Source organism: Taklimakanibacter lacteus (assembly GCA_003576695.1).
In the GTDB taxonomy this organism is placed as follows: Bacteria; Pseudomonadota; Alphaproteobacteria; order Rhizobiales; family Aestuariivirgaceae; genus Taklimakanibacter; species Taklimakanibacter lacteus.
Genome location: QOZQ01000004.1, coordinates 428952 through 452316, shown reverse-complemented (window position 1 = coordinate 452316; position 23365 = coordinate 428952). Strand labels below are relative to the sequence as shown.

The 23365-nt window shown below is 63.5% G+C and carries 23 protein-coding genes; 9 read left to right on the top strand and 14 right to left on the bottom strand.

The annotated features are described in order from the left end of the window. The 5 genes from DT068_RS10420 to DT068_RS10400 all read left to right on the top strand — a co-directional run bounded on the left by DT068_RS10420 (position 1) and on the right by DT068_RS10400 (position 5109). Positions 1–834, top strand: a complete 834-nt coding sequence (locus DT068_RS10420) for an ABC transporter permease (protein WP_119389743.1) — start codon at positions 1–3, stop codon at positions 832–834. After that, positions 831–1631 carry an ABC transporter permease gene (locus tag DT068_RS10415; RefSeq protein ID WP_119389742.1) on the top strand — a complete coding sequence of 267 codons (801 nt, stop codon included), beginning with the start codon at positions 831–833 and terminating at the stop codon, positions 1629–1631. Before DT068_RS10420 ends, DT068_RS10415 begins: the two co-directional genes overlap by 4 nt. Further along, positions 1628–2689, top strand: coding sequence for an ABC transporter ATP-binding protein (locus DT068_RS10410; RefSeq protein WP_119389741.1), 1062 nt, complete (start codon positions 1628–1630; stop codon positions 2687–2689). Before DT068_RS10415 ends, DT068_RS10410 begins: the two co-directional genes overlap by 4 nt. Before the next feature lie 72 nt (positions 2690–2761). Then, positions 2762–3808, top strand: a complete 1047-nt coding sequence (locus DT068_RS10405) for an ABC transporter substrate-binding protein (RefSeq protein WP_119389740.1) — start codon at positions 2762–2764, stop codon at positions 3806–3808. 8 nt (positions 3809–3816) lie between these two features. Beyond that, entirely contained in the window at positions 3817–5109 is a 1293-nt protein-coding gene (locus DT068_RS10400; RefSeq protein WP_119389739.1) for an NAD(P)/FAD-dependent oxidoreductase, read from the top strand. Between the two features lie 6 nt (positions 5110–5115). Here the strand turns inward: DT068_RS10400 and DT068_RS10395 are convergent, their stop codons facing one another. The 3 genes from DT068_RS10395 to DT068_RS10385 all read right to left on the bottom strand — a co-directional run bounded on the left by DT068_RS10395 (position 5116) and on the right by DT068_RS10385 (position 6889). Next, positions 5116–5427, bottom strand: coding sequence for a PQQ-binding-like beta-propeller repeat protein (locus DT068_RS10395; protein WP_119389738.1), 312 nt, complete (start codon positions 5425–5427; stop codon positions 5116–5118). 127 nt (positions 5428–5554) lie between these two features. Beyond that, positions 5555–6034, bottom strand: a complete 480-nt coding sequence (locus tag DT068_RS10390) for a cupin domain-containing protein (RefSeq protein WP_119389806.1) — start codon at positions 6032–6034, stop codon at positions 5555–5557. Positions 6035–6115: 81 nt separating this feature from the next. Further along, the gene (locus DT068_RS10385; protein WP_119389737.1) at positions 6116–6889 is read right to left on the bottom strand and encodes an SDR family oxidoreductase; all 774 of its coding nucleotides are present in this window, start codon (positions 6887–6889) and stop codon (positions 6116–6118) included. Positions 6890–7003: 114 nt separating this feature from the next. On the opposite strand from DT068_RS10385, the gene DT068_RS10380 reads away from it, so the two are divergent. The 3 genes from DT068_RS10380 (at position 7004) to DT068_RS10370 (ending at position 9619) form a co-directional block, all read left to right on the top strand. Then, positions 7004–7915, top strand: a complete 912-nt coding sequence (locus DT068_RS10380; RefSeq protein ID WP_119389736.1) for a LysR family transcriptional regulator — start codon at positions 7004–7006, stop codon at positions 7913–7915. A gap of 179 nt (positions 7916–8094) precedes the next feature. Beyond that, positions 8095–8685, top strand: a complete 591-nt coding sequence (locus tag DT068_RS10375; RefSeq protein WP_119389735.1) for a hypothetical protein — start codon at positions 8095–8097, stop codon at positions 8683–8685. Continuing rightward, positions 8675–9619 (top strand): nucleotidyl transferase AbiEii/AbiGii toxin family protein, encoded by a 945-nt coding sequence (locus DT068_RS10370; protein WP_119389805.1) that lies wholly within the window; start codon positions 8675–8677, stop codon positions 9617–9619. The genes DT068_RS10375 and DT068_RS10370 overlap by 11 nt, the downstream gene beginning before the upstream one ends. Before the next feature lie 363 nt (positions 9620–9982). Here the strand turns inward: DT068_RS10370 and DT068_RS10365 are convergent, their stop codons facing one another. The 11 genes from DT068_RS10365 to DT068_RS10320 form a co-directional block, all read right to left on the bottom strand. After that, positions 9983–12658 (bottom strand): ATP-binding protein, encoded by a 2676-nt coding sequence (locus DT068_RS10365; RefSeq protein WP_119389734.1) that lies wholly within the window; start codon positions 12656–12658, stop codon positions 9983–9985. A gap of 15 nt (positions 12659–12673) precedes the next feature. Next, positions 12674–13243 carry a potassium-transporting ATPase subunit KdpC gene (kdpC, locus tag DT068_RS10360; RefSeq protein ID WP_119389733.1) on the bottom strand — a complete coding sequence of 190 codons (570 nt, stop codon included), beginning with the start codon at positions 13241–13243 and terminating at the stop codon, positions 12674–12676. 11 nt (positions 13244–13254) lie between these two features. After that, positions 13255–15309: a potassium-transporting ATPase subunit KdpB gene (gene kdpB / locus DT068_RS10355; protein ID WP_119389732.1), complete on the bottom strand. Its 2055-nt coding sequence runs from the start codon at positions 15307–15309 to the stop codon at positions 13255–13257. 13 nt (positions 15310–15322) lie between these two features. Then, positions 15323–17011, bottom strand: a complete 1689-nt coding sequence (kdpA, locus tag DT068_RS10350) for a potassium-transporting ATPase subunit KdpA (RefSeq protein WP_119389731.1) — start codon at positions 17009–17011, stop codon at positions 15323–15325. 20 nt (positions 17012–17031) lie between these two features. Beyond that, positions 17032–17121: a K(+)-transporting ATPase subunit F gene (gene kdpF, locus DT068_RS10345; RefSeq protein ID WP_119389730.1), complete on the bottom strand. Its 90-nt coding sequence runs from the start codon at positions 17119–17121 to the stop codon at positions 17032–17034. 8 nt (positions 17122–17129) lie between these two features. Then, complete coding sequence (locus DT068_RS28345; protein WP_368904618.1) at positions 17130–17255, bottom strand: hypothetical protein; 126 nt, start codon at positions 17253–17255, stop codon at positions 17130–17132. Positions 17256–17668: 413 nt separating this feature from the next. Continuing rightward, positions 17669–18430 carry an SDR family NAD(P)-dependent oxidoreductase gene (locus tag DT068_RS10340; protein WP_119389729.1) on the bottom strand — a complete coding sequence of 254 codons (762 nt, stop codon included), beginning with the start codon at positions 18428–18430 and terminating at the stop codon, positions 17669–17671. Between the two features lie 20 nt (positions 18431–18450). After that, complete coding sequence (locus DT068_RS10335; protein ID WP_119389728.1) at positions 18451–19044, bottom strand: dimethylsulfonioproprionate lyase family protein; 594 nt, start codon at positions 19042–19044, stop codon at positions 18451–18453. Then, positions 19037–19885, bottom strand: a complete 849-nt coding sequence (locus DT068_RS10330) for an SDR family NAD(P)-dependent oxidoreductase (RefSeq protein WP_119389727.1) — start codon at positions 19883–19885, stop codon at positions 19037–19039. Before DT068_RS10330 ends, DT068_RS10335 begins: the two co-directional genes overlap by 8 nt. Positions 19886–19899: 14 nt before the next feature. Beyond that, the gene (locus DT068_RS10325) at positions 19900–20679 is read right to left on the bottom strand and encodes an SDR family oxidoreductase (protein WP_119389726.1); all 780 of its coding nucleotides are present in this window, start codon (positions 20677–20679) and stop codon (positions 19900–19902) included. Between the two features lie 19 nt (positions 20680–20698). Next, positions 20699–21487 (bottom strand): SDR family NAD(P)-dependent oxidoreductase, encoded by a 789-nt coding sequence (locus tag DT068_RS10320; RefSeq protein WP_119389725.1) that lies wholly within the window; start codon positions 21485–21487, stop codon positions 20699–20701. A gap of 221 nt (positions 21488–21708) precedes the next feature. On the opposite strand from DT068_RS10320, the gene urtA reads away from it, so the two are divergent. Then, positions 21709–23019 carry an urea ABC transporter substrate-binding protein gene (gene urtA / locus DT068_RS10315; RefSeq protein ID WP_119389724.1) on the top strand — a complete coding sequence of 437 codons (1311 nt, stop codon included), beginning with the start codon at positions 21709–21711 and terminating at the stop codon, positions 23017–23019. Positions 23020–23365: the final 346 nt, after the last annotated feature.

Here is a 23365-nt window from a genome sequence, read left to right as displayed (position 1 = left end):
ATGAAGCGCCGGCACATCGAGACACTCCTGCTGCTGGCGCCGGCCGTCATCTTCTTAGGCCTGGCTTTCGTCGCCCCCTTGGCGCGTCTGTTCTCGCTCGCTTTCACCGACGAGGCGGGCATGTTCTCGACCTTTTCGACGCTCATCGACAGCGAGGTCTATCGCCGGGTGATGGTCAACACCTTCCTCGTCGCCTTCGCCGTGGCGCTCATCACCGTGCTGCTGGCCTGGCCGGTGGCCTATATCCTGACCAGGCTGAAAGGCTTCTGGTTCGCTTTCGCGCTCTATGGCGTGCTGTTTCCCTTCTGGATCTCGGTGCTGGTCCGCACCTTCTCCTGGATGATCCTGCTCGAGCGCAATGGCCCGCTCAACCGCTTCCTGATCAATATCGGCATCACCGACAAGCCGCTGAGCCTGCTCTTCAACGACACCGGCGTGATGATCGGCATGGTGCATGTCCTCCTCCCCTATGCCATCCTGCCGCTCTATGGCGCGATGCTGCGCATCGACCAGCGCCTCCTGCTGGCGAGCGATGGCCTTGGCGCCGGCCTCTTCGACACCTTCCGCCGCATCTATTTCCCCCTTTGCCTGCCGGGCCTTGTGGGTGGCGCCACTTTCGTCTTCCTGCTCTCCCTCGGCTTCTTCATCACGCCGGCGCTGCTTGGCGGCTCGAATGCCATCACGCTCTCGATGCTGATCGCGAGCTTCATCAATGACCGGCTGGCCTGGTCGCTCGCGGCGGCGGGCTCGCTGATCCTTCTCGTCATCGTGCTGGCGCTGTTGGCCGTCACCGCCCGCTTCCTGCCCTTCGGCAAGGGAGTCTATGCCAGATGAGCAAGACCCCGCTGTGGCTGAAAATTCTCGCGCAAGGCTCGGCCGGGCTGGTGCTCGCTTTCCTCTGCCTGCCGATCCTCGCCGTCATTCCCGCCTCCTTCAACAAGGCGAGCTTCATCGCCCTCCCGCCGCTCGCTTATTCGAGCCGCTGGTATGAAGCCTTCATCGCCGATGCCGAATGGCGCAATGCGCTCCTCGCCAGCCTCCATGTCGCCGTCATCGCCACCCTCGTCGCGGTCGTCTTCGGCACCGCCGCCGCCATGGGGCTTCACCGCGCCGACGGCCGCTGGCGCTCACTTCTCACCGGCCTGTTCCTCGCCCCCATGATCGTGCCCGTCATCGTCACCGCCGTCGCCGTCTATAGAAGCGCGCTCGATGTCGGTCTGAGCGGCACGCCTGTGGGCCTCGGGCTTGCGCATGCGTTGCTGGCTTTGCCTTTCGTCGTCATCAATGTCGGCATCGCGCTGCGCGGCGTGGAGGAGAACTGGCTGCGCGCCGCGGCCGGCCTCGGCGCCGGCCCCTGGACCATCTTCCGCACCGTGACGCTGCCCAATATCACGCCCGGCATCGTCGCCGGCGCCATCTTCTCCTTCATCACTTCTTTCGATGAGGTCGTGGTCGCCGTCTTCCTGGCGGGCTACGCCAACAAGACCTTGCCGGTGAAAATATGGGAATCGATCCGCCTTGAATTCACGCCTGTCGTCGCCGTCGCTGCGACCCTCATGATCATCCTGGCCGTCGTGCTTTTTGCCCTGGCCCAGTTCCTCACCAAATCGGCCGGGAGACGGACCGCATGAACAGAGGCCTTCCCTTGCGTTTCGCCGCCGCGGCCAAGAGCTATGGCGAGGTCCAGGCCCTCAAGCCCACCGATCTCGAAGTGCGCGATGGCGAGTTCCTGACGCTGCTCGGACCATCGGGCTCGGGCAAGACGACGCTCCTCAATCTCGCTGCCGGCTATCTCGAGCCCTCGGGCGGGCGCATCTTCATCGGCGAGCGCGATGTGACCGATCTGCCGGCGCGCCGGCGCAATATCGGCATGGTGTTCCAGAACTATGCGCTCTTCCCGCATATGACGGTGGCCGGCAATGTCGCTTACGGACTCACCGTGCGCCGCCGCCCCAGGGACGAGATCGCCCGGCGCGTCGCCGCCGCTCTGGCCATGGTGCGCCTCGAAGAGTATGGAAGCCGGCGCATCCAGGAACTGTCCGGCGGCCAGCAGCAGCGTGTCGCCCTGGCGCGCGCCATCGTCATCGAGCCCGATGTGCTCCTGATGGACGAGCCGCTGGGCGCCCTCGACAAGCAATTGCGCCGCCAGGTGCAGCTTGAATTGCGCCGCCTGCATGAAGAGCACCGCCGCACGACGATCTATGTCACCCATGACCAGGAGGAGGCGCTCGTGCTGTCCGACCGCGTCGCCGTCATGCGTGACGGCCGCATCGAGCAACTGGGCTCGGCAAGCGATCTTTATGACAAGCCCGTCAACGCCTTCGTCGCGGGCTTCATCGGCGAATCGAATCTGCTGCCGGCCAAGGTCACATCGCTCGAAGGCGGCGAAGCCAATGTCGCTATCGGGGCTTTCGCGCAGAACGCGACCGTGCCGGCGGCAGACGGGCTGAATCCCGGAGATGACGCCTTGCTGCTGATCCGCCCGGAGCATGTCCGCATCGACCGCGAAGGCCTCGCGGCCGAGATCACCGAGGTCGTCTATCTGGGTGAGCTCACCGCCTTTCACCTGCGCCTCGCCGGCGGCGCCACCTTGTGGGGACGCCAGATCACCAATCAGGCCTTGCAGCGCGGCATGCCGGTCAAGGTTTCATGGGAACGGGCTGCGGCCCGCATCGTGCCCAAAGACTAAAGCGTCTTCCGCGAGAGTTGTTCGACTTTCGCGACAGGGAAACGCTCACGAGCCAACCAAGGAGGAAGCAAAATGCGTAGACGCGAATTTCTGATGAGTGTTGCAGCGACAGGCGCCATGGCCGGTCTCGCCGGATCGGCTCACGCCCAGGACCGGCCCTTCACCTTCACATCCTGGGGCGGCGCCCTCTCCAATGCGGAGAAGGAAGCCTTCATCGATCCCTTCGGCACGCTTAAGGGCATCCCGGTGGTCAATACCTCGCCCACCGAGACCGCCAAGATCAAGGCCATGGTGCAGGCCGGCAAGGTCGAATGGGACCTCGTCGACGTCGGCGGCCGCACGGTGTGGCAGGGCGGCAAGGAAGGCTTCCTCGAAAGCCTCGACCTCGCCAGGATCCCCAATGCGGCGAAGCTCGAAAAAGGCTGGGTGTCGCCCTTTGGCGTCGCCACCTCGACCGGCGCCAGCATCATCGCCTGGTCGAAGACGGCTTTCCCGGAAGCCGGTCCGCAGAGCTGGGCGGAATTCTGGGACGTCAAGCGCTTCCCGGGCGCCCGCGGTCTCTATAAATATTTTTACTACAACTACGAAGCCGCTTTGCTCGCCGCGGGCGTCAAGCGCGAGGAGGTCTTCCCCTATACGACGGAGAAGGCCGACATGGCGCTCGGCAAGATCAAGGAGCTTAAGCCCAGCGTCTCGGTGTGGTGGGGTGCGGGCGCGCAGCCGCCGCAACTCCTGTCGACGGGCGAACTGGCTCTGTCCTCGGCCTGGAGCGGGCGCATGCTTGCCGCCGAGGCCGAAGGCGCGCCCGTCGGCCACACCTATAATGACGGAATCGCCTGGGCCAATTGGTGGGTGATCCCCAAGGGATCGCCCAATCGCGATCTGGCTCACGAAGCGATCGACTTCGCGCTCGCCGAGGAGCAGCAGGCAAAATTGCTGACCCTCAAGACCTATGGGCCGGTCCTGGGCTCGGCCACCGCGGGTGCCGATGCCGAGACCGCCAGGATCCTGGTCATGGCGCCCGACAATGTGAAGAACATGCTGATCCTCAATGAGGAGGAAGCGAATAAATACTCGTATGAATATGAGGAGAAGTGGAACCAGCTGATGCTGGGCTGATCCGGAAAGTGAGCAGCTCTCTTCCGGCAAGTCTGTGGGCGGCGACGGCCTCGCCGCCCCCGGACTATTCCACTCCCGCCGGCACCGAAAGATGCGATGTGGCGATCATTGGCGGCGGCTTCACCGGGCTCAGCGCCGCCCTGCATCTGGCAAAGCGGGGCCTCGGCGTCACCGTGCTGGAAGCGGCCGAGCCCGGCTGGGGCGCTTCGGGGCGCAATGGCGGGCAGGTCATTGCCGGCCTCAAGCACAATCCTGACAACCTCAACGAGACCTTCGGGCCTGAGACGGGCGAGCGCATCTCGACCGCGATGGGCGCCGCCGCCGATCTCGTCTTCGCGCTCATCGATGAATACCGCATCGCCTGCCACGCCACACGCACCGGCTGGATCCAGGCCGCGCATGGTCCCAGGCCTTATGACGATCTCGTGGTGCCGCGCTGCCGGCAATGGCAGGCCCGCGGCGTCGCCGCCCGCCTGCTCGATAAAAGCGAAGTCGCGGCACTGGTCGGCAGTACCCCGCAGGCCTATCACGGCGGCTGGCTCGACCCGCGCGGCGGGCTGCTGCAGCCTTTGAGCTATGCCCGCGGCCTCGCTGCCGCCGCCATGGCCGAGGGCGCCAGGGTCTGCGCCAGCAGCAAGGTCGAAACACTGGCGCGTGCTGGCGATCATTGGCGCCTGTCACTGGCGCAAGGTGAGCTCACCGCGAAGCAGGTCATCCTTGCCACCAATGCCTATACGGACGCGCTGTGGCCGGGCCTCGCCCGCACCGTCATTCCCGTATCGAGCTTCCAGGTCGCCACCGCCCCGCTCGATGCGGCAACACGCGCCTGCATCATTCCGGGCGGCCAGGGCGTGACCGACACGCGCCGGCTGCTTCTCTATTTCCGCCTCGATCATGAGGGCCGTTTCATCATGGGCGGACGCTCGCCGGTCGACGATAACCCGGCCCGGTCCGATGCGGCACCGCTGCAGGCGGCGATCCGGCGCATCTTCCCGGGCTTCGATGCGCGCATGATCGACTATGTGTGGAGCGGCAAGGTCGCCATCACCAAGGATACGCTGCCGCATCTCCATATGCTGGCGCCGGGACTCATCGCGGCGCTTGGCTGCAATGGCCGCGGCGTGGCGATGTGCACCATGATGGGCAAGATCATTGCCGAGCTCGCTTCGGGCACGGCCCCTCGCGATCTCGCCTTTCCGGTGACCGCGCCCAATCCCTTTGTGCTGCATGAATTCCGCAAGCTCGGCGTCTTCGCGATGAGCCAGTATTATCGCCTGCTCGACTGGCTCGAATCCCGTTAGACCAGCTCAGTCGGGAAGCGTGAAGGCAACGATCTCATCGCTCACCTTGGGCGTCAGGATCGAATTGCCGCCGGCGGTGAAGACGACATATTGCTTGCCCTTGTATTGGTAGACGGCCGGAAGTGCTACCGCTGGCGCCCCGACCAGCGCCTTCCACAATACCTCGCCGGTCTTGAGATCGAGAGTCCGCACCATCGAATCCATCGAGGCGCCGATGAAGATCAGGCCGCTCGCGGTGATGACCGGCGGCTTCCAGCACGGCGTGCCGAGAGGGTTGAGGAAGGTGGTGAGATTGATGCCGTAGGGCCTGCCCGACATCGGGAACAGGCGGCCGCCTGGTCAAGCCGCTGACGTGGCGCACAAGGAAAGCCTCCCTCTCAGCCGCCCGAGCGTTACCTTGCAGGCACAGGCGGCATGGTAGCTCAGGAGGTTTTGGAGAGCAGCGCTACGGAGCCTTATGGATCGGGTCGATCCAGGCCACCGCTTCCGGCTTCTCCACCGGCTCGATATCGAGATTGACGACCACGGCCTCGCCGTCGCTGCGCACCAGCACGCATTCGAGCTGCTCCGTCGGGCTGGCATTGATCTCCTGATGCGGCACGAAGGGCGGCACATAGATGAAGTCGCCGGGCCCCGCCTCGGCGACGAATTCGAGCTTCTCGCCCCAGCGCATGCGTGCCTTGCCCTTGACGACATAGATGACGCTTTCGAGCGGCCCGTGATGATGGGCGCCCGTCTTGGCATTGGCATGGATGGTGACGGTTCCCGCCCACAGTTTCTGCGCCCCGACGCGCGCGAAATTGATGGCCGCGCGCCGGTCCATGCCGGGCGTCTGCGCCGTGTTGGTGTCGAGCGATCCCGCCGGAATGACGCGTACACCGTCATGCTTCCAGGCGGGGGCGCTATGATCGTGATCATGTTCCATGATGCGCATTGTCCGGCAAGCGCATTGCACTTGCAAGCCTCTCCCTTTGCCGGATGTCAGGCGCTTTCTTCCGGCCCTATCCTATTTGGTCGTATAGCCGCCATTGGCGAGGATCGTCTGGCCGGTGATCCACCAGCCATCGCTGACCAGGAAGCGGATGAAGGGAACGATATCCTCGATGTCGGTCAGCCCGGTCTTGCTGAAGGATGAAAGGGCCGCTGCGGTCTTGTGATAGGCGACCGCATCCGCGCCTTCCGCGGGATAGAAGAAGGGCGTGTCCATGGGGCCGGGGCCGACGGCGGTCACCGATATGCCGCGCTGGCCGAATTCCTTTGCCGCGGCGCGGGTGAAATGCTCGATCGGCGCCTTGCCGCCGGCATAGGCGGCATAGAAGGGCGTGAAGGCGCCGAGCAGCGAGGTCACCAGCGTGACCAGCTTGCCATTGTCGCTCAGATGCCGGCCCGCTTCCTTGATGAAGAAGAAAGCCGTCTTGGCATTGATCGCGAACATCTCGTCGAATTCCGGCTCGCTGATTTCGGTGATCGGCTTCTTGAGCACCTTGCCGGTCGTGTTGATGGCGATATCGATCTTGCCGAATTTGGCGAGCGTGTCGGCAAAGAGCTTTTCGACCGCCGGAGCGGTGACGAGATCGGCCTGGAAGGCAGCCGCCGCGGCGCCCTGGGCCTTGACGGCGGCCACCGTTTCCTGGGCGGCGGCCGCGGTCGCGGCGCTATTATAATGTACCGCGATGGCCCTGGCGCCCTGCCCGGCAAGGTCGCGGGCGATCAGCCCGCCGAGATTCTTGGCGCCGCCCGCGATGAGAACGGTTTTTCCCTTGATCCTGTGATCGGCCATCGATCGCCTCCTGTTCCGGCGGGCCCTGCGCCTGCCTTTGGAGTCACGATATTCGTTTGTATAACTGGATAAATAGGCGAATATTGATATGACCTTTCAGGATAAACGAACAATATGGACAAGATCGACACACTGAAAGTGTTCGTCCGCCTGGTGGAAAGCCGCAGCTTCACCCGCACCGCCGACCTTCTGCGGATGCCGCGTTCGACAGTCTCGATGGCGCTGCAGGCTCTCGAGCACAGGGTCGGCACCCGCCTCATCAACCGCACCACGAGGCGGGTCTCCCTCACCGAGGACGGCAACGCCTTCTATGAAAGATGCCTGCGGCTCCTCGCCGATTATGAGGAGACCGAGACGCTCTTCCGCCAATCCTCCTCCCTTCCGCGCGGCAAGCTCAGGATCAATGTGCCGGGCCGTCTCGGACGCCTCATCATCGCACCCGCTCTGCCGCAGTTCTTCGCCCGCTATCCCGATATCGAGATCGACATGGGCGTCACCGACCGGGCCGTCGATCTGCTGCAGGAAGGCATCGACTGCGTGTTGCGGGTCGGGCCGCTCGCCGATTCAAGCCTCGTCTCCCGCAAGCTCGGCGACCTCGTTCTCCTGAACTGCGCGAGCCCGGCCTATCTGGCGGAGCATGGCACGCCACGTAGCATCGCCGATCTCGCAACCCATTTCGCCGTCAACTATGCCTCACCCGCATCGGGGCGCATCGAGGAGTGGGAATATGTCGAGGCCGGCGCTGAGCGCCGCATCGCGTTGCGCTCGCGCGTCACCGTCAACAATGCCGAGGCCTATATTGCCTGCTGCCTCGCCGGCCTCGGCCTGATCCAGATCCCGGCCTATGATGTCGAAAGCCATCTGGCATCGCATGAGCTTGTCGAGGTGATGAGCGACCTGCGTGCCGCGCCGATGCCGGTGTCCCTGCTCTATCCTCACCGCCAGCACGCCTCCCGCCGGCTCCAGCTGTTCATTGACTGGATCACCGGGTTGCTGAGCAGCCGCCTCTTCCGCCATAAAGCTTAGAACCGCTCCAGATCATTGACGTTGCGTTCCATGGACGCCAGTCAGGGAACCACGCTCAATCAGAATGAATTTAAATATGCTCATAAAATCACGTATAAACAAATATTTACACGCAATACTGCATGAAATTTAAATAAAAAGACTTGCACACGAACCTCAGTCATCCTACATTTCATGGCATGAAGAGATCCGACGAACTAAAAAAACACCTCCGCCCCGGTCAGGTGTACCGAAGAGAGGAGTTGGCGAAATGGTCGACGGCCGTCGACCGCCATCTGAGCCAGCTCATGAGCGACGGAACACTTACGAAGCTGGCGGGTGGCTTGTATTTCTATCCCAGGCAAACTGTGTTCGGAAAAGCGCCGCCGGAGGACACCGAACTGGTTGCGAGCTTCCTGAAGGACGATCGCTTCCTCCTCTTATCGCCCAATGCCTATAACAGGCTTGGCGTCGGGACGACCCAGCTCTACAACAAGACTGTCGTCTATAATCGCAAGCGGCACGGCAAATTCACTTTGGGAGGCCGCAGCTTCGACTTTCGCCTGAAGCCGTCTTTCCCGAGGAAACCTACCGAAGAATTCCTGCTGGTCGACCTCGTGAACAATCTGAACCAGCTGGCGGAAAGCCGGCAGGAAGTTCTGGCCCAGGTCAAGAAACGCGCCACAACGTCATTCGATGTCCCCCGATTAAAGCGGGCAGCGCGCAACTACGGCAATGTGAAGACGCAGAAGTTCTTTGCAGACGCGCTGAATGCCCCTCATGCCGGCTGACTATCTGCATAGTCATCCGCAGTTCTCTGATCTCATCCGGATTGTTGCGCAGGAGAAAGGCATAGACCCGGCGCTGATCGAAAAGGACTACTGGATCATGCATTGCCTTTTCGGCCTGCAAGACCAGGATTTCCAGTTCGAGCTCAAGGGCGGAACTTCCCTTTCCAAAGGCTTTCAGATCATCAATCGGTTCTCCGAGGATATCGACATTCGAATTGCCCCACCGGAGAACTTGCAAGTGAAGACGGGACTTAACCAGATAAAGCCTGCCCACGTGGAAAGCCGGAGGAAATTCTACGACTGGCTGGCGGAGCAGATCCGCATCGATGGCATACACACGGTCGAGCGGGACACGGCCTTCGACAATAAGGATTATTTTAGCGGGGGCATTCGACTCCTCTACAAAAGCACCGCGGAGCCGATCGCAAATCTGAAGAGCGGCATCTTGCTCGAGACCGGCTTCGATGTGGTAGCGCCGAACATGCCGAGGGACATCAGTTCTTGGGCATATGACTATGCGGTCGGCAAGGTGAGCGTCATCGACAACCGGGCCATCGGCGTGGCGTGCTATCATCCCGGATACACATTCGTCGAAAAGCTTCAGACCATCTCCACGAAATTTCGGCGCCAGCAGGAAACCAACGAATTCCCCGTCAACTTCATGCGGCACTATTATGATATACACAGTCTGCTCAAGAACCCTGAAGTACGGGCCTTCATTGGCACGCCAGCATACAATGAGCACAAGGCCAAACGGTTCCGCCAGGCCGACAATCGGAACATCGTGGAAAACCAGGCCTTCGTCCTGAGCGATCGGCCGACGCGCGCCACTTATGCGAAAGCCTTTGAGGCTTCAAGTGCGCTCTACTATGGCGGAAAGCCCACATTTGAGGAAATCCTCAAAGAAATCCGAGATTGGGCCGAACGGCTTTGAATTTTGCGCGCATTGCGGCAAGCGAAGATTTTCCAACAGTCCGCCTTGCCATTGCGGGCCAAGCCGTGAGATCTCAATATCAAAAAAGCTACGATCGAAGTCGCGTGAAACAGGCCTCCGCTCCAGTGGCGGATCGATCGCTGTCATAAGTCTACCCAAGAACCCTAACCACTTGAATTCATTGGGACCGAGAATCCTCTCCCCTGTAGTTCACTGTAGTTCCCTGTAAATTCCCTGTATTTTCCCTGTATCCGGCGCCGCTAGTCTACTGGATATGGCTTGCCCGCGATCGGGCTCGTCTCGGCAAAAGATCAGCCGTTTCACCGGTGAAAAACGCGCCAATTCGACAGGATCTCCCGACGCTTAGCTCGCGTCTTGCCCAGTCTTGACCGGCAGCCTGACCGTGATGCGCGTACCCCGCCCCCGGTCGACCGGGCTCGCCGCGGTGATGCTGCCGCCCAGTGCGGTGACGATGCCGCGGCAGATCGCAAGCCCCAGTCCGACACCGGGACCGCGCCCGTCATCCTGCTTCACGCGATGGAACTTGTCGAAGACGCGTTCGAGCTCTTCCGGCGGGATGCCCTGCCCCTCGTCGGTCACATCGACGACCACCTCGCCGCCGCGCCTGGTCGCTGCAACCGCGGTGCGGCTGCCGGCCTCGGAATACTTGTTCGCATTGTCGAGGAGATTGAACAGCACTTGCTCGAGGAGGCCGCTGTCGCCTTGCACAAGCGGCAGTCCGGCGGCGAGATCGAGAGCGATCGCCCGCTCGGGCCATGTCGCACGCGCCCGCCCCACCGCTCCCCTGACGATATCGGCGAGATCGACCCAGTCGCGCTTGATTTCGAGATGGGGCGATTCGAGCCGGGTCATGTCGAGGAGATTGGTGACGAAGCGCGACATGCGCCGCGTCTCCTCCTCGATCGCCGAAAGCAGCTCGCTCTGGCTCTCCTTCGACATCCTGGCGCCCAGGCTCCGCAGGCTCGTCACCGCGCCCAGGATGGTGGCGAGCGGCGTGCGCAGGTCATGCGAGATCGAGGACAGCAGCGCCGATCTCAGCCTTTCGCTTTCGGCCGAAGCTTCGGCGCGCGCCGCATCGCCGACCAGCAGCGTGCGTTCGATCGCCACCGTCGTCTGGTCGATCAGCGCCTCGACGACACGCTCGTCTTCCGCCGAGAGTCCTTGCGGGCCGGGCCTGAGCCCGATCACGCCGACCACGCCGCGCGGCGTCGTGAGCGGCCGGAAAGTGAAATGCGCATTGGGCAGGGTCGTGGTGCGCAGGCCCGCGGGCTCGCGATGATTGAGCGCCCAGCGCGCCGCCGTCCATTCGCCGGGTCCCATCGCGTCTTCCGGCGGGAACGCCGCCTTGATGGCGAGATCGTCCTTCTCCGCCAGCAGCACGATCGTCTCGCCCTTGATCGCGGACGCCGTCTGCGAGGCGACCGCCCACAGCACGTCATCGAGCGTCGCCGTGCCGGAGAGCTTGCGCGAGAAGTCGAACAGCATCTGGGTCTGGAAGATGCGCCGGCCCACCGCATCCGACTGCTCGCGCACCCGCCCCGACAGCCCGCCGGTGACGACCGCGACCAGGAGGAACACGGCGAGCGCCAGCAGCTCATGCGGGCTCGCGACGGTGAAGGTGTGAAGCGGCTCGATGAAGAAGAAATTATAGGCGAGGAAGGAGAGCAGGGCGGCGAGGAGCGCGCTGCCGGTGCCGAAACGGTTGGCGCAGAGCAGCACGGCGGCGAGGAAGAACATGGTGATCGCCGGCGCTTTCAGCCAGTTCAGGTTCAGCACATAGAGTCCAAGACCGAGTGCCAGCGCGACGGTGCCGACAGCGGCGAGGAGCGCGCTCGCCGACAGCAGCAGGCGCGGCCAGCGCAGGAACGGCGCCTTCCCCCTGGGCGCGGTCACGATATGGATGGCGATGCCTTCCGCCTGCTTGGTGATCTCGTCCGACAGCGACCGGCCCAGCAGCCGCCTCAGCCACGAGGCGCGCGAGCGGCCGAGCACGATCTGGGTGATGTTCTCGCGCCTGGCGTAGCGCAGCACCTCGGTCGGCAGATCGCGCGCCGAGAGCCGCGAGATGTCGGCGCCCAGCCGCGCCGCCAGCTTGAGCGCCTCATCGACGCGCTTCAGCGCTGCCGGGTCCTGCGCGGTGTTGCGCCCGACATGGTCGAGATGCGCCGCGATCCAGCCGGCATTGAGCCCGCTCGCCAGCCGGCTCGCCACCCGGACGACGGCCTGCGACTGGAGATCGGGGCCGACGCAGACCAGGATGCGCTCGGCCGTCGGCCACGGCCCCTCGATGGCGTTCTGGCGCAGATAGTCGACCATCTCGTCATCGACGCGGTCGGCGGTGCGCCTTAGCGCCAGCTCGCGCAAGGCGGTGAGATTGCCGGGCTTGAAGAAATTATCCGCCGCGCGGCGCGCATTCTCCGGCAGGTAGACCTTGCCGTCCTTGAGCCGCTGCAGCAGCTCGTCCGGCGTGATGTCGACGACGACGACATCGTCGGCTTTCTCGATGACGGTGTCGGGCACCGTCTCGCGGATGGTGATGCCGGTGATGCCGGCGACGACATCCGACAGGCTTTCGACATGCTGGACATTGAGCGCCGTCCATACATCGATCCCGGCATTGAGCAGCTCCTCGACATCCTGGAAGCGCTTCGGATGGCGGCTGTCGGAGGCGTTCGTATGCGCCAGCTCGTCGACGATGATGAGCTCCGGCCGGCGCGCCAGCGCGGCGTCGACATCGAACTCCATCAAGGTGCGGTCCTTGTAGGCAACCGGGCGGCGCGGCAGCACTTCGAGGCCTTCGAGCAAGGCCGCCGTATCGGCGCGCCCATGGGTCTCGACCAGGCCGATCACCACATCGCGCCCTTCCGATCGCAGGCGCTTGGCGCCCGACAGCATGGCGAAGGTCTTGCCGACGCCGGGCGATGCCCCCAGGAACACCTTGAGCTTGCCGCGCGCTTCGCGCTCGGCAAGCTTCAGAAGGGCATCCGGTGACGGACGAAGGTCAGGGCTCTGGGCCATTCTCGGTCATATGACTTATCCCGGCGTCATCGCGTCAAGCGCCCGGTTGAGAGCCAGGACATTGACGCGCGGCTCGCCGAAGATGCCAAGCAGCGGATTCCTTACCTGATTTTCCACCAATGTCCTAACCTGGTCCTCCGCCAGATTGCGCGCCTTGGCCACGCGCGCGACCTGCAGCAGCGCATAGTCGGGAGAGATATCGGGATCGAGGCCGCTCGCCGAGGCGGTCACCGCGTCGGGCGGCAAGGTGCTGGCGCCATTGGCCGCCTTCACCCTTTCCGCATCGGCGGCGATCCGGTCGAGCAGCTTCTTCGACGTCGAGCCGAGATTGGCGCCCGAGGACGCAGCCGCATCATAGCCATTGCCGGCGGCGGAGATCCGCGGCCAGAAATATCTGTCGGACATGAAGCTTTGCCCGATCAGCTCGGAGCCCCGCACCGTGCCGTTGTCGGTCACCAGGCTGCCATTGGCCTTTCCCGGAAACAGCGCCTGCGCGACGCCGGTCATCGCCAGCGGATAGGCGATGCCGGTCAGGAGCATGAAGAACGCGAAGAGGATGAGGCTGGGGCGAAGTTGCGAAAGCATGAATGCCTCCTTCAGGCGAGATGCAGGGCCGAGACGAGGATATCGATGACCTTGATGCCGATGAACGGCACGATCATCCCGCCAAGCCCATAGATGAGCAGGTTCCGGCGCAGCAATTCGCTGGCCGCGACCGCGCGATAGGCCACGCCCTTGAGCGCCAGCGGAATGAGCGCGACGATGATGAGCGCATTGAAGATCACCGCCGACAGGATGGCGCTTTCGGGCGAGGCGAGGCCCATGACATTGAGGGCGCCGAGCTCGGGATAGGTCACCAGGAAGAGCGCCGGGATGATGGCGAAATACTTCGCCACGTCATTGGCGATCGAGAAGGTGGTGAGGGAGCCGCGCGTCATCAGCAGCTGCTTGCCGATCTCCACGATCTCGATGAGCTTGGTGGGATTGGAGTCGAGATCGACCATATTGCCGGCCTCGCGCGCCGCCTGGGTGCCGGATTGCATGGCCACGCCGACATCGGCCTGCGCCAGCGCCGGCGCATCATTGGTACCGTCGCCGCACATGGCGATGAGGCGGCCCTTGGCCTGCTCGGCGCGGATATAGGCCAGCTTGTCCTCGGGCGTTGCCTCGGCGATGAAGTCGTCGACGCCGGCTTCCGACGCGATCGCCGCCGCGGTGACCGGGTTGTCGCCGGTGACCATCACCGTCTTGATGCCCATGTTGCGCAGCGCGTTGAAGCGCTCCTTGATGCCGGACTTGACCACGTCCTTGAGATGGATGACGCCGATGAGCTTGCCGTTCTCGGCCACCGCGAGCGGCGTGCCGCCGGTGCGCGAGATGCGGTCCACCGCCTCGTTGAAGGCGGGGGGGCCTGAATTGGGGCCAAGCTTCACATGCTTGAGGACGGCATCGACGGCGCCCTTGCGGATGATGCGCTCGCCCAGATCGACGCCCGATATGCGCGTCACCGCCGAGAACGGAACCGTCACGGCCTTGGTATTCCCGAGCTGAGGCTCGGCGATGCGGTAGTTCCCCTTGGCAAGGGCCAGGATCGAGCGGCCTTCCGGCGTCTCATCGGCAAGCGAAGCAAGCATCGCCGTCTCGGCGAGTGCTTGCTCGCTCACCCCCGGCACGGGCAGAAAGTCGGTGGCCAGGCGGTTGCCGAAGGTGATCGTGCCGGTCTTGTCGAGGAGCAGCGTGTCGACATCGCCCGCCGCTTCCACGGCGCGGCCCGAGGTCGCGATCACGTTGAAGCGGATGAGACGGTCCATGCCGGCGATGCCGATGGCCGAGAGCAGGCCGCCGATCGTCGTCGGAATGAGGGTGACGAGAAGGGCCGCCAGCACGGTGACCGAGAGCACCGTCGCCGAATAGCCGGCGATGCCCCACAGCGACACGACCACGAACAGGAAGATGAGCGTCATGCCGGCCAGCAGGATGGAAAGCGCCAGCTCGTTCGGCGTCTTCTGGCGCTCGGCGCCTTCGACCAGCGCGATCATGCGGTCGAGGAAGCTGTGGCCGGGTGCCGCCGTGATCTTGACCTTGATCCAGTCGGAGAGAACCGTCGTGCCGCCGGTGACGGCCGAGCGGTCGCCGCCCGATTCACGGATGACGGGCGCCGATTCGCCGGTGATCGCCGATTCATTCACCGAGGCGATGCCTTCGATGATCTCGCCATCGGCGGGAATGACCTCGTTTGCCGACACCATCACGATGTCGCCTTCGCGCAGGTCGGGCGCCGGGACTTTCTCGAACAGGTCGTTGCGTTGATCGGGCTGCAGCAGCCTTCGCGCGATCGTGTCGGTGCGGGTGCGCCGCAAGGCATCGGCCTGCGCCTTGCCCCTGCCCTCGGCCACCGCTTCGGCGAAATTCGCGAACAGCACGGTGAACCACAGCCAGGCGGCGATCTGCCCTGAGAACAGGGCGACACCGTTGCCAATGAAGAGGTCGCGCAGCCACATCGCGGTCACCAGCGCCGCCACGACGGCGGTCACGAAGATCACCGGATTGCGGGCGAGCACCCGGGGCGAGAATTTCACAAACGCCTGCTTGGCTGCTTCCAGCGCGATCTTGCGATCGAAGAGCGAAGGGTTTGCATGTTTGGTGGACATGGAGAGACTCCGGTTAGAAGCTCTTGCCCGCGAGCATGGCGAAATGCTCGACGATGGGCCCGAGGGCGAGAGCGGGGAAATATTGCAGGCCGCCCAGGATCAGGATCACGCCGATGAGCAGCGCGATGAACAGCGCCCCATGGGTGGGGAAGCTGCCTTGGGTCTGCGGAATCTTCTTCTTGGCCGCGAGCGAGCCCGCGATCGCCATGACCGGCACGATATAGGCGAAGCGGCCGAGCGCCATAGCGATGCCGAGCGTCGTGTTGAACCACGGTGTATTGGCATTGAGGCCGGCGAAGGCCGAGCCGTTATTGCCGGCGGCCGACGAGAAGGCATAGAGGATCTCCGACAGGCCATGCGGGCCGGCATTGGCGAGGCTCGACAGCGCCAGGGGCAGCATCGCCGAGATCGCGGTGAAGCCCAGGATGACGAGCGGCAGGATCAGTATCGCCAGGATGGCGAGCTTCATTTCCTTCGATTCGATCTTCTTGCCGAGATAATCGGGGGTGCGGCCGACCATGAGGCCGGCGACGAACACGCTGATCAGCGCCATGACGATGATGCCATAGAGGCCGGATCCGACGCCGCCCGGCAGGATCTCGCCGAGCTGGATCAGGAACATCGGCACGAGGCCGCCCAGCGGGGTGAGCGAGGCATGCATCGTATTGACGGCGCCGCAGGACAGCCCGGTCGTGACCGCCGCGAAGAGCGCCGACATGGCGAGCCCGAAGCGCACTTCCTTGCCTTCGAAATTGGCCGCGGATGCGAAGCCATATTGGCTGAGCAGCGGATTGCCATTGGCTTCCGCCCAATAGATGGCGCCGACCGCCGCGATCAGCATGACCAGCATGGCGATGAGCAGCGCCCTGCCCTGGCGGATATCGCCCACCATGCGGCCGAACATGACCGGCAAGGCCGACGAGACCACCAGCATGGCGATGATCGAGAGATAGTCGGACCAGGCGCTCGGACCTTCGAAGGGATGGGACGAATTGGCGTTGAAGAAGCCGCCGCCATTGGTGCCGAGCTGCTTGATGGCCTCCTGGCTGGCGACCGGCCCCAGCGCGATGACCTGCCTGGCGCCTTCGAGGGTCGTCGCCTCGACCGAGCCCTGCAGCGTCTGCGGCATGCCGAGGGCCATGAAGGCCAGTCCCACCACGATCGCCAGGGGCAGCAGCACATAGACGGTGGCGCGGGTGAGATCGACCCAGAAATTGCCGAGCGTTTTGGCTTCGGAGCGCGCAAAGGCGCGGGTGACCGCTACCGCGAGCGCGATGCCGGTGGCGGCGGAGAGGAAATTCTGCACCGTGAGCCCAGCCATCTGGACGAAATGGCTCATCGTCGTCTCGCCGCCATAGGACTGCCAGTTGGTGTTGGTGACGAAGCTCATGGCGGTGTTGAAGGCGAGAGGCTCGCTGACGCCGGAAAAGCCCTGCGGATCGAGCGGCAGGTGGAATTGCAGGCGCTGCAGGAGATAGAGCACGACAAAGCCGGCAAAGTTGATCGCCAGCATGGCGAAGGTATAGGTAGCCCAGCTCTGCTCCTTGCCGGCATCGACGCCGGCGAGGCGATAGAGGCCGCGTTCGAGGCCTGTGGGCTCGGCTCTTGTGAACAGCTTGGCCATGGCGATGCCGAGCGGCCAGGCCGCGGCAATGACGATGGCGAAAACGAGAATGATCTGCAGCCAGCCGGCGAAGGTCATGGCATCACCTGATGTGTTGACTAGAATTTTTCGGGATGGACGAGGGCGTAGACGAGATAGGCCGCGAGGCCCGCCGCCACGATCAGGCCGATAAAGGCTTCCGATGTCATGGCGGCACCTAGATCCGGTCGCACAGGCGGACATAGACCGCCAGAAGGGCGAAGATCAGCGCGCCCAGGCCCAAATAAACGATATCCAGCATGATGTGCCCTCCGTTACGGGGCTCAAGTCGCGCTTTGGACATCAAGATTCAATGCGGGATTGGGCAGAGCCGCATAAGTTTCGCATAAAGACACCGCTTCAATCACATCGTCATCCCGGCGAAAGCCGCTATCGGATTCACATATCGTAGAGGGGATTGCGGCCTTGCCCTCGCCCCGCTTCAGCGGGGAGAGGGAGGGGCCCATTGCGGAAGCAATGGGAGGGTGAGGGGCCTGTATGAAAGTTGCGCGCAGGCCCCTCACCCTTCCCGCCGCAGCGCGGCGGGCCCCTACCCTCTCCCCGCTGAAGCGGGGCGAGGGTGAAAGGCTCGCCCGCGAATTGTGTGCATATGATCCCGGCGAAAGCCGGGACCCCTTGAATAAGTGCAATCTGGGCGGCGGTGCTCGTATTCAACGAATTTAATGGGCCCCGGCTTCCGCCGGGGCGACGGCGTGGCTAAAACTGCACACCCTTCGTCAGCGCGCCATCGATCACCAGATTGGTGCCAGTTGTGAAACTGGACGCCGGGCTCGCCAGAAATACGATGCCGCGCCCGATCTCCTCCGGCGTTGCCATCCGCCCCGTCGGGTTGAGCGCCAGCGCCTTGGCGAACAGGTCGGGAATGTTCTTCTCGATATGCTCCCACACCCCGCCGGCGAAATAGGTGTTGCCCGGCGAGACCGAATTGACGCGGATCATCTTGGGCGCGAGCTCGAAGGCCATGCGCTGCGCATAATGAATGAGCGCCGCCTTGAAGGCGCCATAGGCCGGTCCGGTGAAATCGACCTCGCGCCCCGAGACCGAGGACACGATGACGATCGCCGGCGCCTTCGACTTTTCGAGATAGGGCAAGGACGCGTTGACCGCGCGCACCGTATGCAGCATGTCGATCTGGAACTGCTTCTCCCAGGCCTCCTCGCTGTTGTCGACAGCAAGGGCCGAGACATTGGCGACGACGATGTCGATGCCGCCCAGCGCCTTGGCGCCGGCCGCGATCCAGCCTTCGAGGGCGGCCTTGTCGCCGACATCGACCGCCTGGCCGAAGCTCTTGACGCCTTTCTTGCCGAAGGCGGCGACAGCCTCATCCACCTCGGCTTTGTTGCGCGCGCAGATCGCGACATTGGCGCCTTCATCGGCGAAGATGTCGGCGGCACGCCGTCCAATGCCTTTCGAGCCGCCGGTCACCAGCGCATTCAGGCCCTTCAATCCGAGATCCATGATCATCTCCCTGTATGTTGTTAAGATGCCAGGCACCAGATCGCGAAAAGCGGTTCGTCGCCCGACGCCATGGCATGCTTGATATTGGGCGTGTTGTAGAAGCTGCCGCCGATGCCGGGCTCGAACCATTCGCTGTCGCCATGCTGGAACCTGCCCTTGGACAGCACCAGATAGACTTCCTCCGGCGAATGATCGTGGTCGGGATAACGGACATGGGGCGCAAGCAGGCTCACCCCCACCCAGACATCCTCGCGCGGTTCAAGACCATTGGGGCCGATGATCATCGCATTGGCGTGGCCGTCGGCGAAGTTGTCGCTCTGGCTGCCATCGACCTTCGGCCGGCGCGTCCAGGTGAGCTGCGGCTCGAGCGCGGCAAAGCTCGTGGCGATCCGTGCGAGCGATGGACCACCGGAACGGGCCGTCTCGAGCGCCACCGGCAAATGCGTGCAGGCGGGCAGGCGCGTCGGCTGGTTTCGGCCCGGCGATGATGGGCGTTCCAGCGCGTCGAACACCCGCGCGATGCATTTTCCCGCCTCGGGCCCGGCTTTGGCGCTCTTCAGCACATCATGAACGCTGTCGAGAAAATCCTGCAGGACCTTGGATCGCTCAGTCATGGCGCCCTTCTCCGTCTTTCAGGAACGCAGCAAAGCGCTCGCCGTAATCGGGATGCCAGCGCGACAGAGGCGGCCGGTTCTCGATGATGTCGCCCGCCGCCCAGGCGATCCGCTTCTCATCGGTGGCGCGCTGCACCTCGTTGTCCGGGCACAATATATAGAAGTCACCCTCGGCAAGGCGCTCGAGCATGAAATCGACCGTCTGTTCGGGCGTCCAGGCGCCGGCGGGCCTTTCGGTTCGCCCCCTGGCGGTGAGGCCGGTGAAGACGAAGCCCGGAATCAGGAGATGGGCACTCACCTTGCAGCCTGCGCGCGAGCGCAGCTCATGCTGCAGCGCCTCGGTGAACACCTTCACCCCGGCTTTGGCCACATTATAGGCCGGATCGCCGGGCGGCGTGGTGATGCCCTGCTTGGAGCCGGTATTGATGATGAGGCCAGCGGTCCCTTGCGCCATCATATTGGGGCCGATGACGCGCGTGCCATTGACGACGCCCCACAGATTGACCCGGATGACACCCTCCCAGTTCTTCTGGTCGCCGAAGATCTGGCTGCCCGGCTGGATGCCGGCATTGTTCATGAGCACGTCGATATGGCCGAAATGCTCCCTGACCGTCTGCTCCACCTGGCGCAATTCGTCTTCGCTGCCGACATCGCAAGGCGCGATCAGGCAATCATCATGGGCGAGGTCGCCGGCAGCCTGCATCAGCCGACCCGCATCGCGGTCGGCGATGCAGACCTTGAGGCCCCGTTCGAGGAACCGCCGCGCCGCCGCGAGGCCGATGCCGGAGGCGCCGCCGGTGATGATGGCGACATTGCCTTCTTTCACCGCTTCGATACTCATCGCCAGTCCTTTCGTCACAGAACGCCCGGATAGGCGCCGCCATCCATCAGGAGATTCTGACCCGTTATATAGCCGGCATGGGCCGAGCACAGGAAGGCGCAGGCCTTGCCGAATTCCTCCGGCCGGCCGATACGTTTCGCCGGTATCGCGGCTTCTTCCTCGGCCCGGATGACGTCGATGCCCACACCCCGGCTCTTCGCCGCGGATGCAAGCCCATCATTGAGGCGGCGCGTGTCGAATGAGCCGGGCAGCAGGAAGTTGATCGTCACATTGGCATGGGCAACCGAGCGCGCCACGCCGGCAAGGAATCCGGTGAGGCCGAGCCTGGCCCCGCTCGACAGATCGAGGCCGGCGATCGGCGCCTTGACCGAGCCCGATGTGATGTTGACGATCCGCCCGAAGCGGCGCGCCACCATGCCGTCGACGACGGCCTGGATGAGCTCGATCGGGCTCACCATGTTGTTGACGAGGCCCTTGAGCTGCGCCTCCCGGTCGATCTCCCGGAAATCGCGATAAGGCGGCCCACCATTGTTGTTGACCAGGATATCGACCTGGCTCACGGCGCCGAGCAATTTCCGCTGGCCCTCGGCTGCCGCCACATCGGCGACGATGGGAATGATCTTCGCTCCGGTCTCGGTGGCGATCTGATGCGCCGTCTCTTCGAGCGTGGTCTGGTCGCGGCCGTTGATGACCACCGTGCAGCCGGCTCGGGCGAGCTCGGTGGCGCAACCGCGGCCGAGCCCCCGGCTTGACGCGCAGACAATCGCGTTTCGTCCTTCGATTCCCAAATCCACTGCTGTCTCCTGATCTTCCTCAGAAAGTCGCCGACGCGCCGCCATCGACGCTGAGGATCTGGCCGGTCACATATTGCGCATCATCCGAGCAAAGGAAATAGGCCGGTCCCGCCATGTCGATCGGCTTGCCATAGCGGCGCATCGGGATACGGCCATATTTCACATAGATGTCGCGGAACCAGTCGGCATCATATTCGTGCTTGCCGTCGCGGCGCAACGACATCGGCGTGTCGACGAAGCCCGGCGCTATGGCATTGACCATGATGTCATGCGGGGCGAGATCGCAGGCGAGCGCCCGTGTGAAATTCACGATAGCGCCCTTGGCCGTCGCATAGGCGATCTGGTTGGGCCAGCCGCGCAAGCCCAGGATCGAGACGACATTGAGGATGCGGCGCCCCGGCCCCGCTTTCTTGATCAGCGGCACGAAGGCAACGCTCATGCGGATGGCGCCATCCTGATTGATGCCGATGACGCGCTGATAAGCCTCCATGCTCATTGTCTCTATATGGGTGTCGGCGCCCACCGCGGCATTGTTGACCAGGATCTCGCATTTGCCATGGTCGGCCTCGACCTTCCGAGCCAGCATCTGGACCGAGGCATCATTGGCGATATCGACGCGCGCTGCCGTGGCGCTCAAGCCCCGCCTGGCGAGATCGGCTGCCGCGGCTTGAGCCTTGCTGTCGGCGATATCGGCCAGAACGACGATAGCCCCTTCTTCGGCCAGGCGCGTCGCAATGCCGAGCCCGATCCCTTGCGCTGCCCCGGTGACCACCGCCACCCGGCCTTGGAGCCTTCCGCCTTCCGCCATCTCGTCCTCCTCATTCCGCCCAAAGCCTAGGCAGTTTTCTCGCCACACTGCTTAACTTTGTTGCGCTGCAATATTATTGGGCAGCGACCTTCTCCACCAGAAAACATGAATCGCTCAAGCGTGACAATGGCTTGAAAGATCATGGAGCGCCTCTCGCGCAACTGGCACGCGCTTTGCGCTGCGTCATCGCACTGGGGCGACAATCATAAGGGGAGACGCGCATGAACAGACGTGAATTTACGAAGCTCGGCAGAGCCTTCTTGATTGCCTCGGCGCTCAGTCCGGTGGCGCTTTCGGCAAGCCCGGCCTTCGCCGAAGAGACGATCAAGGTCGGCATCCTCCACTCGCTGTCGGGAACGATGGCGATCTCGGAGACGACCCTCAAGGACGTGATGCTGATGCTCATCGAGGAGCAGAACAAGAAGGGCGGCCTCCTCGGCAAGAAGCTCGAGGCGGTGGTCGTCGATCCCGCCTCCAACTGGCCACTCTTCGCCGAGAAAGCGCGCGACCTCCTCGCCAAGGACAAGGTCGCCGCAGTCTTCGGCTGCTGGACCTCGGTGTCGCGCAAATCGGTCCTGCCGGTCTTCGAGGAATTGAACGGCCTGCTATTCTATCCGGTCCAATATGAGGGTGAGGAAAGCTCGAAGAACGTCTTCTATACGGGTGCGGCGCCCAATCAGCAGGCGATCCCGGCGGTCGACTATCTGATGAGCGAGGACGGCGGCGCGGTGAAGCGCTGGGTGCTGGCCGGCACCGACTATGTCTATCCGCGCACCACCAACAAGATCCTCGAAGCCTATCTCAAGGCCAAGGGCGTCGCTGCCGACGACATCATGATCAACTACACGCCCTTCGGCCATTCCGACTGGCAGACCATCGTCTCCGACATCAAGAAATTCGGCTCCGCCGGCAAGAAGACGGCGGTCGTCTCGACCATCAATGGCGATGCCAATGTCCCCTTCTACAAGGAGCTCGGCAACCAGGGCGTCAAGGCCGAGGACATACCGGTCGTCGCCTTCTCGGTCGGCGAGGAAGAGCTGGCCGGCCTCGACACGGCGCCGCTCGTCGGACATCTCGCCGCCTGGAACTATTTCCAGAGCGTCGATGCGCCGATCAATGCCGAATTCATCAAGGCCTGGAAGACCTTCATCAAGAACGACAAGCGCGTCACCAACGACCCGATGGAAGCGCATTTCATCGGCTTCAACATGTGGGTCGAGGCGGTGAAGAAGGCGGGCACCACCGATCCCGACGCGGTCGGCGATGCGATCATCGGCGTCAGCGTGCCCAATCTTTCCGGCGGCACCTCCACCATGATGCCCAACCACCACATCACCAAGCCGGTGCTGATCGGCGAGATCCAGGCGGATGGCCAGTTCCAGACCGTCTGGCAAACCTCGGGCACCGTCGTCGGCGATGAATGGTCGGACTATCTGGAAGGCTCGAAGGACCTGATCTCCGATTGGCGCAAGCCGCTCTCCTGCGGCAACTTCAACGTGGCCACCGGCAAATGCGGCGGCCAGGGCAGCTGAGGCTGCCGGGCCATGCACCATCATTCCCCTCCCCCTTGCGGGGAGGGGTTAGGGGTGGGGGTCACGCGATGCTGCTTACGTTTGTCTCTCTTCATACGAAGATGCGCCAGGTAATTCAAACCACCCAGCCCCCCACCCCGACCCTTCGGGTCGACCCTCCCCGCGAGGGCAGGGCTATCGCATATGGAGAGGCAGGGTGCCTGACGCGCCTCCGTGCTCTCTATTATTTCCCCTTCTCCCGCTTGCGGGAGAAGGTGCCCGATAGGGCGGATGAGGGTGTTGGTTCAGTATGCAGTGGCCTTCGATATTGGGAAAACAGCTGGCTTGAGCTCGCAGGATGCTTCGG

Bases quoted from the DNA above. Each gene is read 5' to 3' on its own strand.
- DT068_RS10420 (WP_119389743.1), top strand. From the start codon at position 1: ATGAAGCGCCGGCACATCGAGACACTCCTGCTGCTGGCGCCGGCCGTC.
- DT068_RS10415 (WP_119389742.1), top strand. From the start codon at position 831: ATGAGCAAGACCCCGCTGTGGCTGAAAATTCTCGCGCAAGGCTCGGCC.
- DT068_RS10410 (WP_119389741.1), top strand. From the start codon at position 1,628: ATGAACAGAGGCCTTCCCTTGCGTTTCGCCGCCGCGGCCAAGAGCTAT.
- DT068_RS10405 (WP_119389740.1), top strand. From the start codon at position 2,762: ATGCGTAGACGCGAATTTCTGATGAGTGTTGCAGCGACAGGCGCCATG.
- DT068_RS10395 (WP_119389738.1), bottom strand. From the start codon at position 5,427: ATGTCGGGCAGGCCCTACGGCATCAATCTCACCACCTTCCTCAACCCT.
- DT068_RS10390 (WP_119389806.1), bottom strand. From the start codon at position 6,034: ATGGAACATGATCACGATCATAGCGCCCCCGCCTGGAAGCATGACGGT.
- DT068_RS10385 (WP_119389737.1), bottom strand. From the start codon at position 6,889: ATGGCCGATCACAGGATCAAGGGAAAAACCGTTCTCATCGCGGGCGGC.
- DT068_RS10380 (WP_119389736.1), top strand. From the start codon at position 7,004: ATGGACAAGATCGACACACTGAAAGTGTTCGTCCGCCTGGTGGAAAGC.
- DT068_RS10375 (WP_119389735.1), top strand. From the start codon at position 8,095: ATGAAGAGATCCGACGAACTAAAAAAACACCTCCGCCCCGGTCAGGTG.
- DT068_RS10370 (WP_119389805.1), top strand. From the start codon at position 8,675: ATGCCGGCTGACTATCTGCATAGTCATCCGCAGTTCTCTGATCTCATC.
- DT068_RS10365 (WP_119389734.1), bottom strand. From the start codon at position 12,658: ATGGCCCAGAGCCCTGACCTTCGTCCGTCACCGGATGCCCTTCTGAAG.
- kdpC (WP_119389733.1), bottom strand. From the start codon at position 13,243: ATGCTTTCGCAACTTCGCCCCAGCCTCATCCTCTTCGCGTTCTTCATG.
- kdpB (WP_119389732.1), bottom strand. From the start codon at position 15,309: ATGTCCACCAAACATGCAAACCCTTCGCTCTTCGATCGCAAGATCGCG.
- kdpA (WP_119389731.1), bottom strand. From the start codon at position 17,011: ATGACCTTCGCCGGCTGGCTGCAGATCATTCTCGTTTTCGCCATCGTC.
- kdpF (WP_119389730.1), bottom strand. From the start codon at position 17,121: ATGACATCGGAAGCCTTTATCGGCCTGATCGTGGCGGCGGGCCTCGCG.
- DT068_RS28345 (WP_368904618.1), bottom strand. From the start codon at position 17,255: ATGTCCAAAGCGCGACTTGAGCCCCGTAACGGAGGGCACATCATGCTG.
- DT068_RS10340 (WP_119389729.1), bottom strand. From the start codon at position 18,430: ATGGATCTCGGATTGAAGGGCCTGAATGCGCTGGTGACCGGCGGCTCG.
- DT068_RS10335 (WP_119389728.1), bottom strand. From the start codon at position 19,044: ATGACTGAGCGATCCAAGGTCCTGCAGGATTTTCTCGACAGCGTTCAT.
- DT068_RS10330 (WP_119389727.1), bottom strand. From the start codon at position 19,885: ATGAGTATCGAAGCGGTGAAAGAAGGCAATGTCGCCATCATCACCGGC.
- DT068_RS10320 (WP_119389725.1), bottom strand. From the start codon at position 21,487: ATGGCGGAAGGCGGAAGGCTCCAAGGCCGGGTGGCGGTGGTCACCGGG.
- urtA (WP_119389724.1), top strand. From the start codon at position 21,709: ATGAACAGACGTGAATTTACGAAGCTCGGCAGAGCCTTCTTGATTGCC.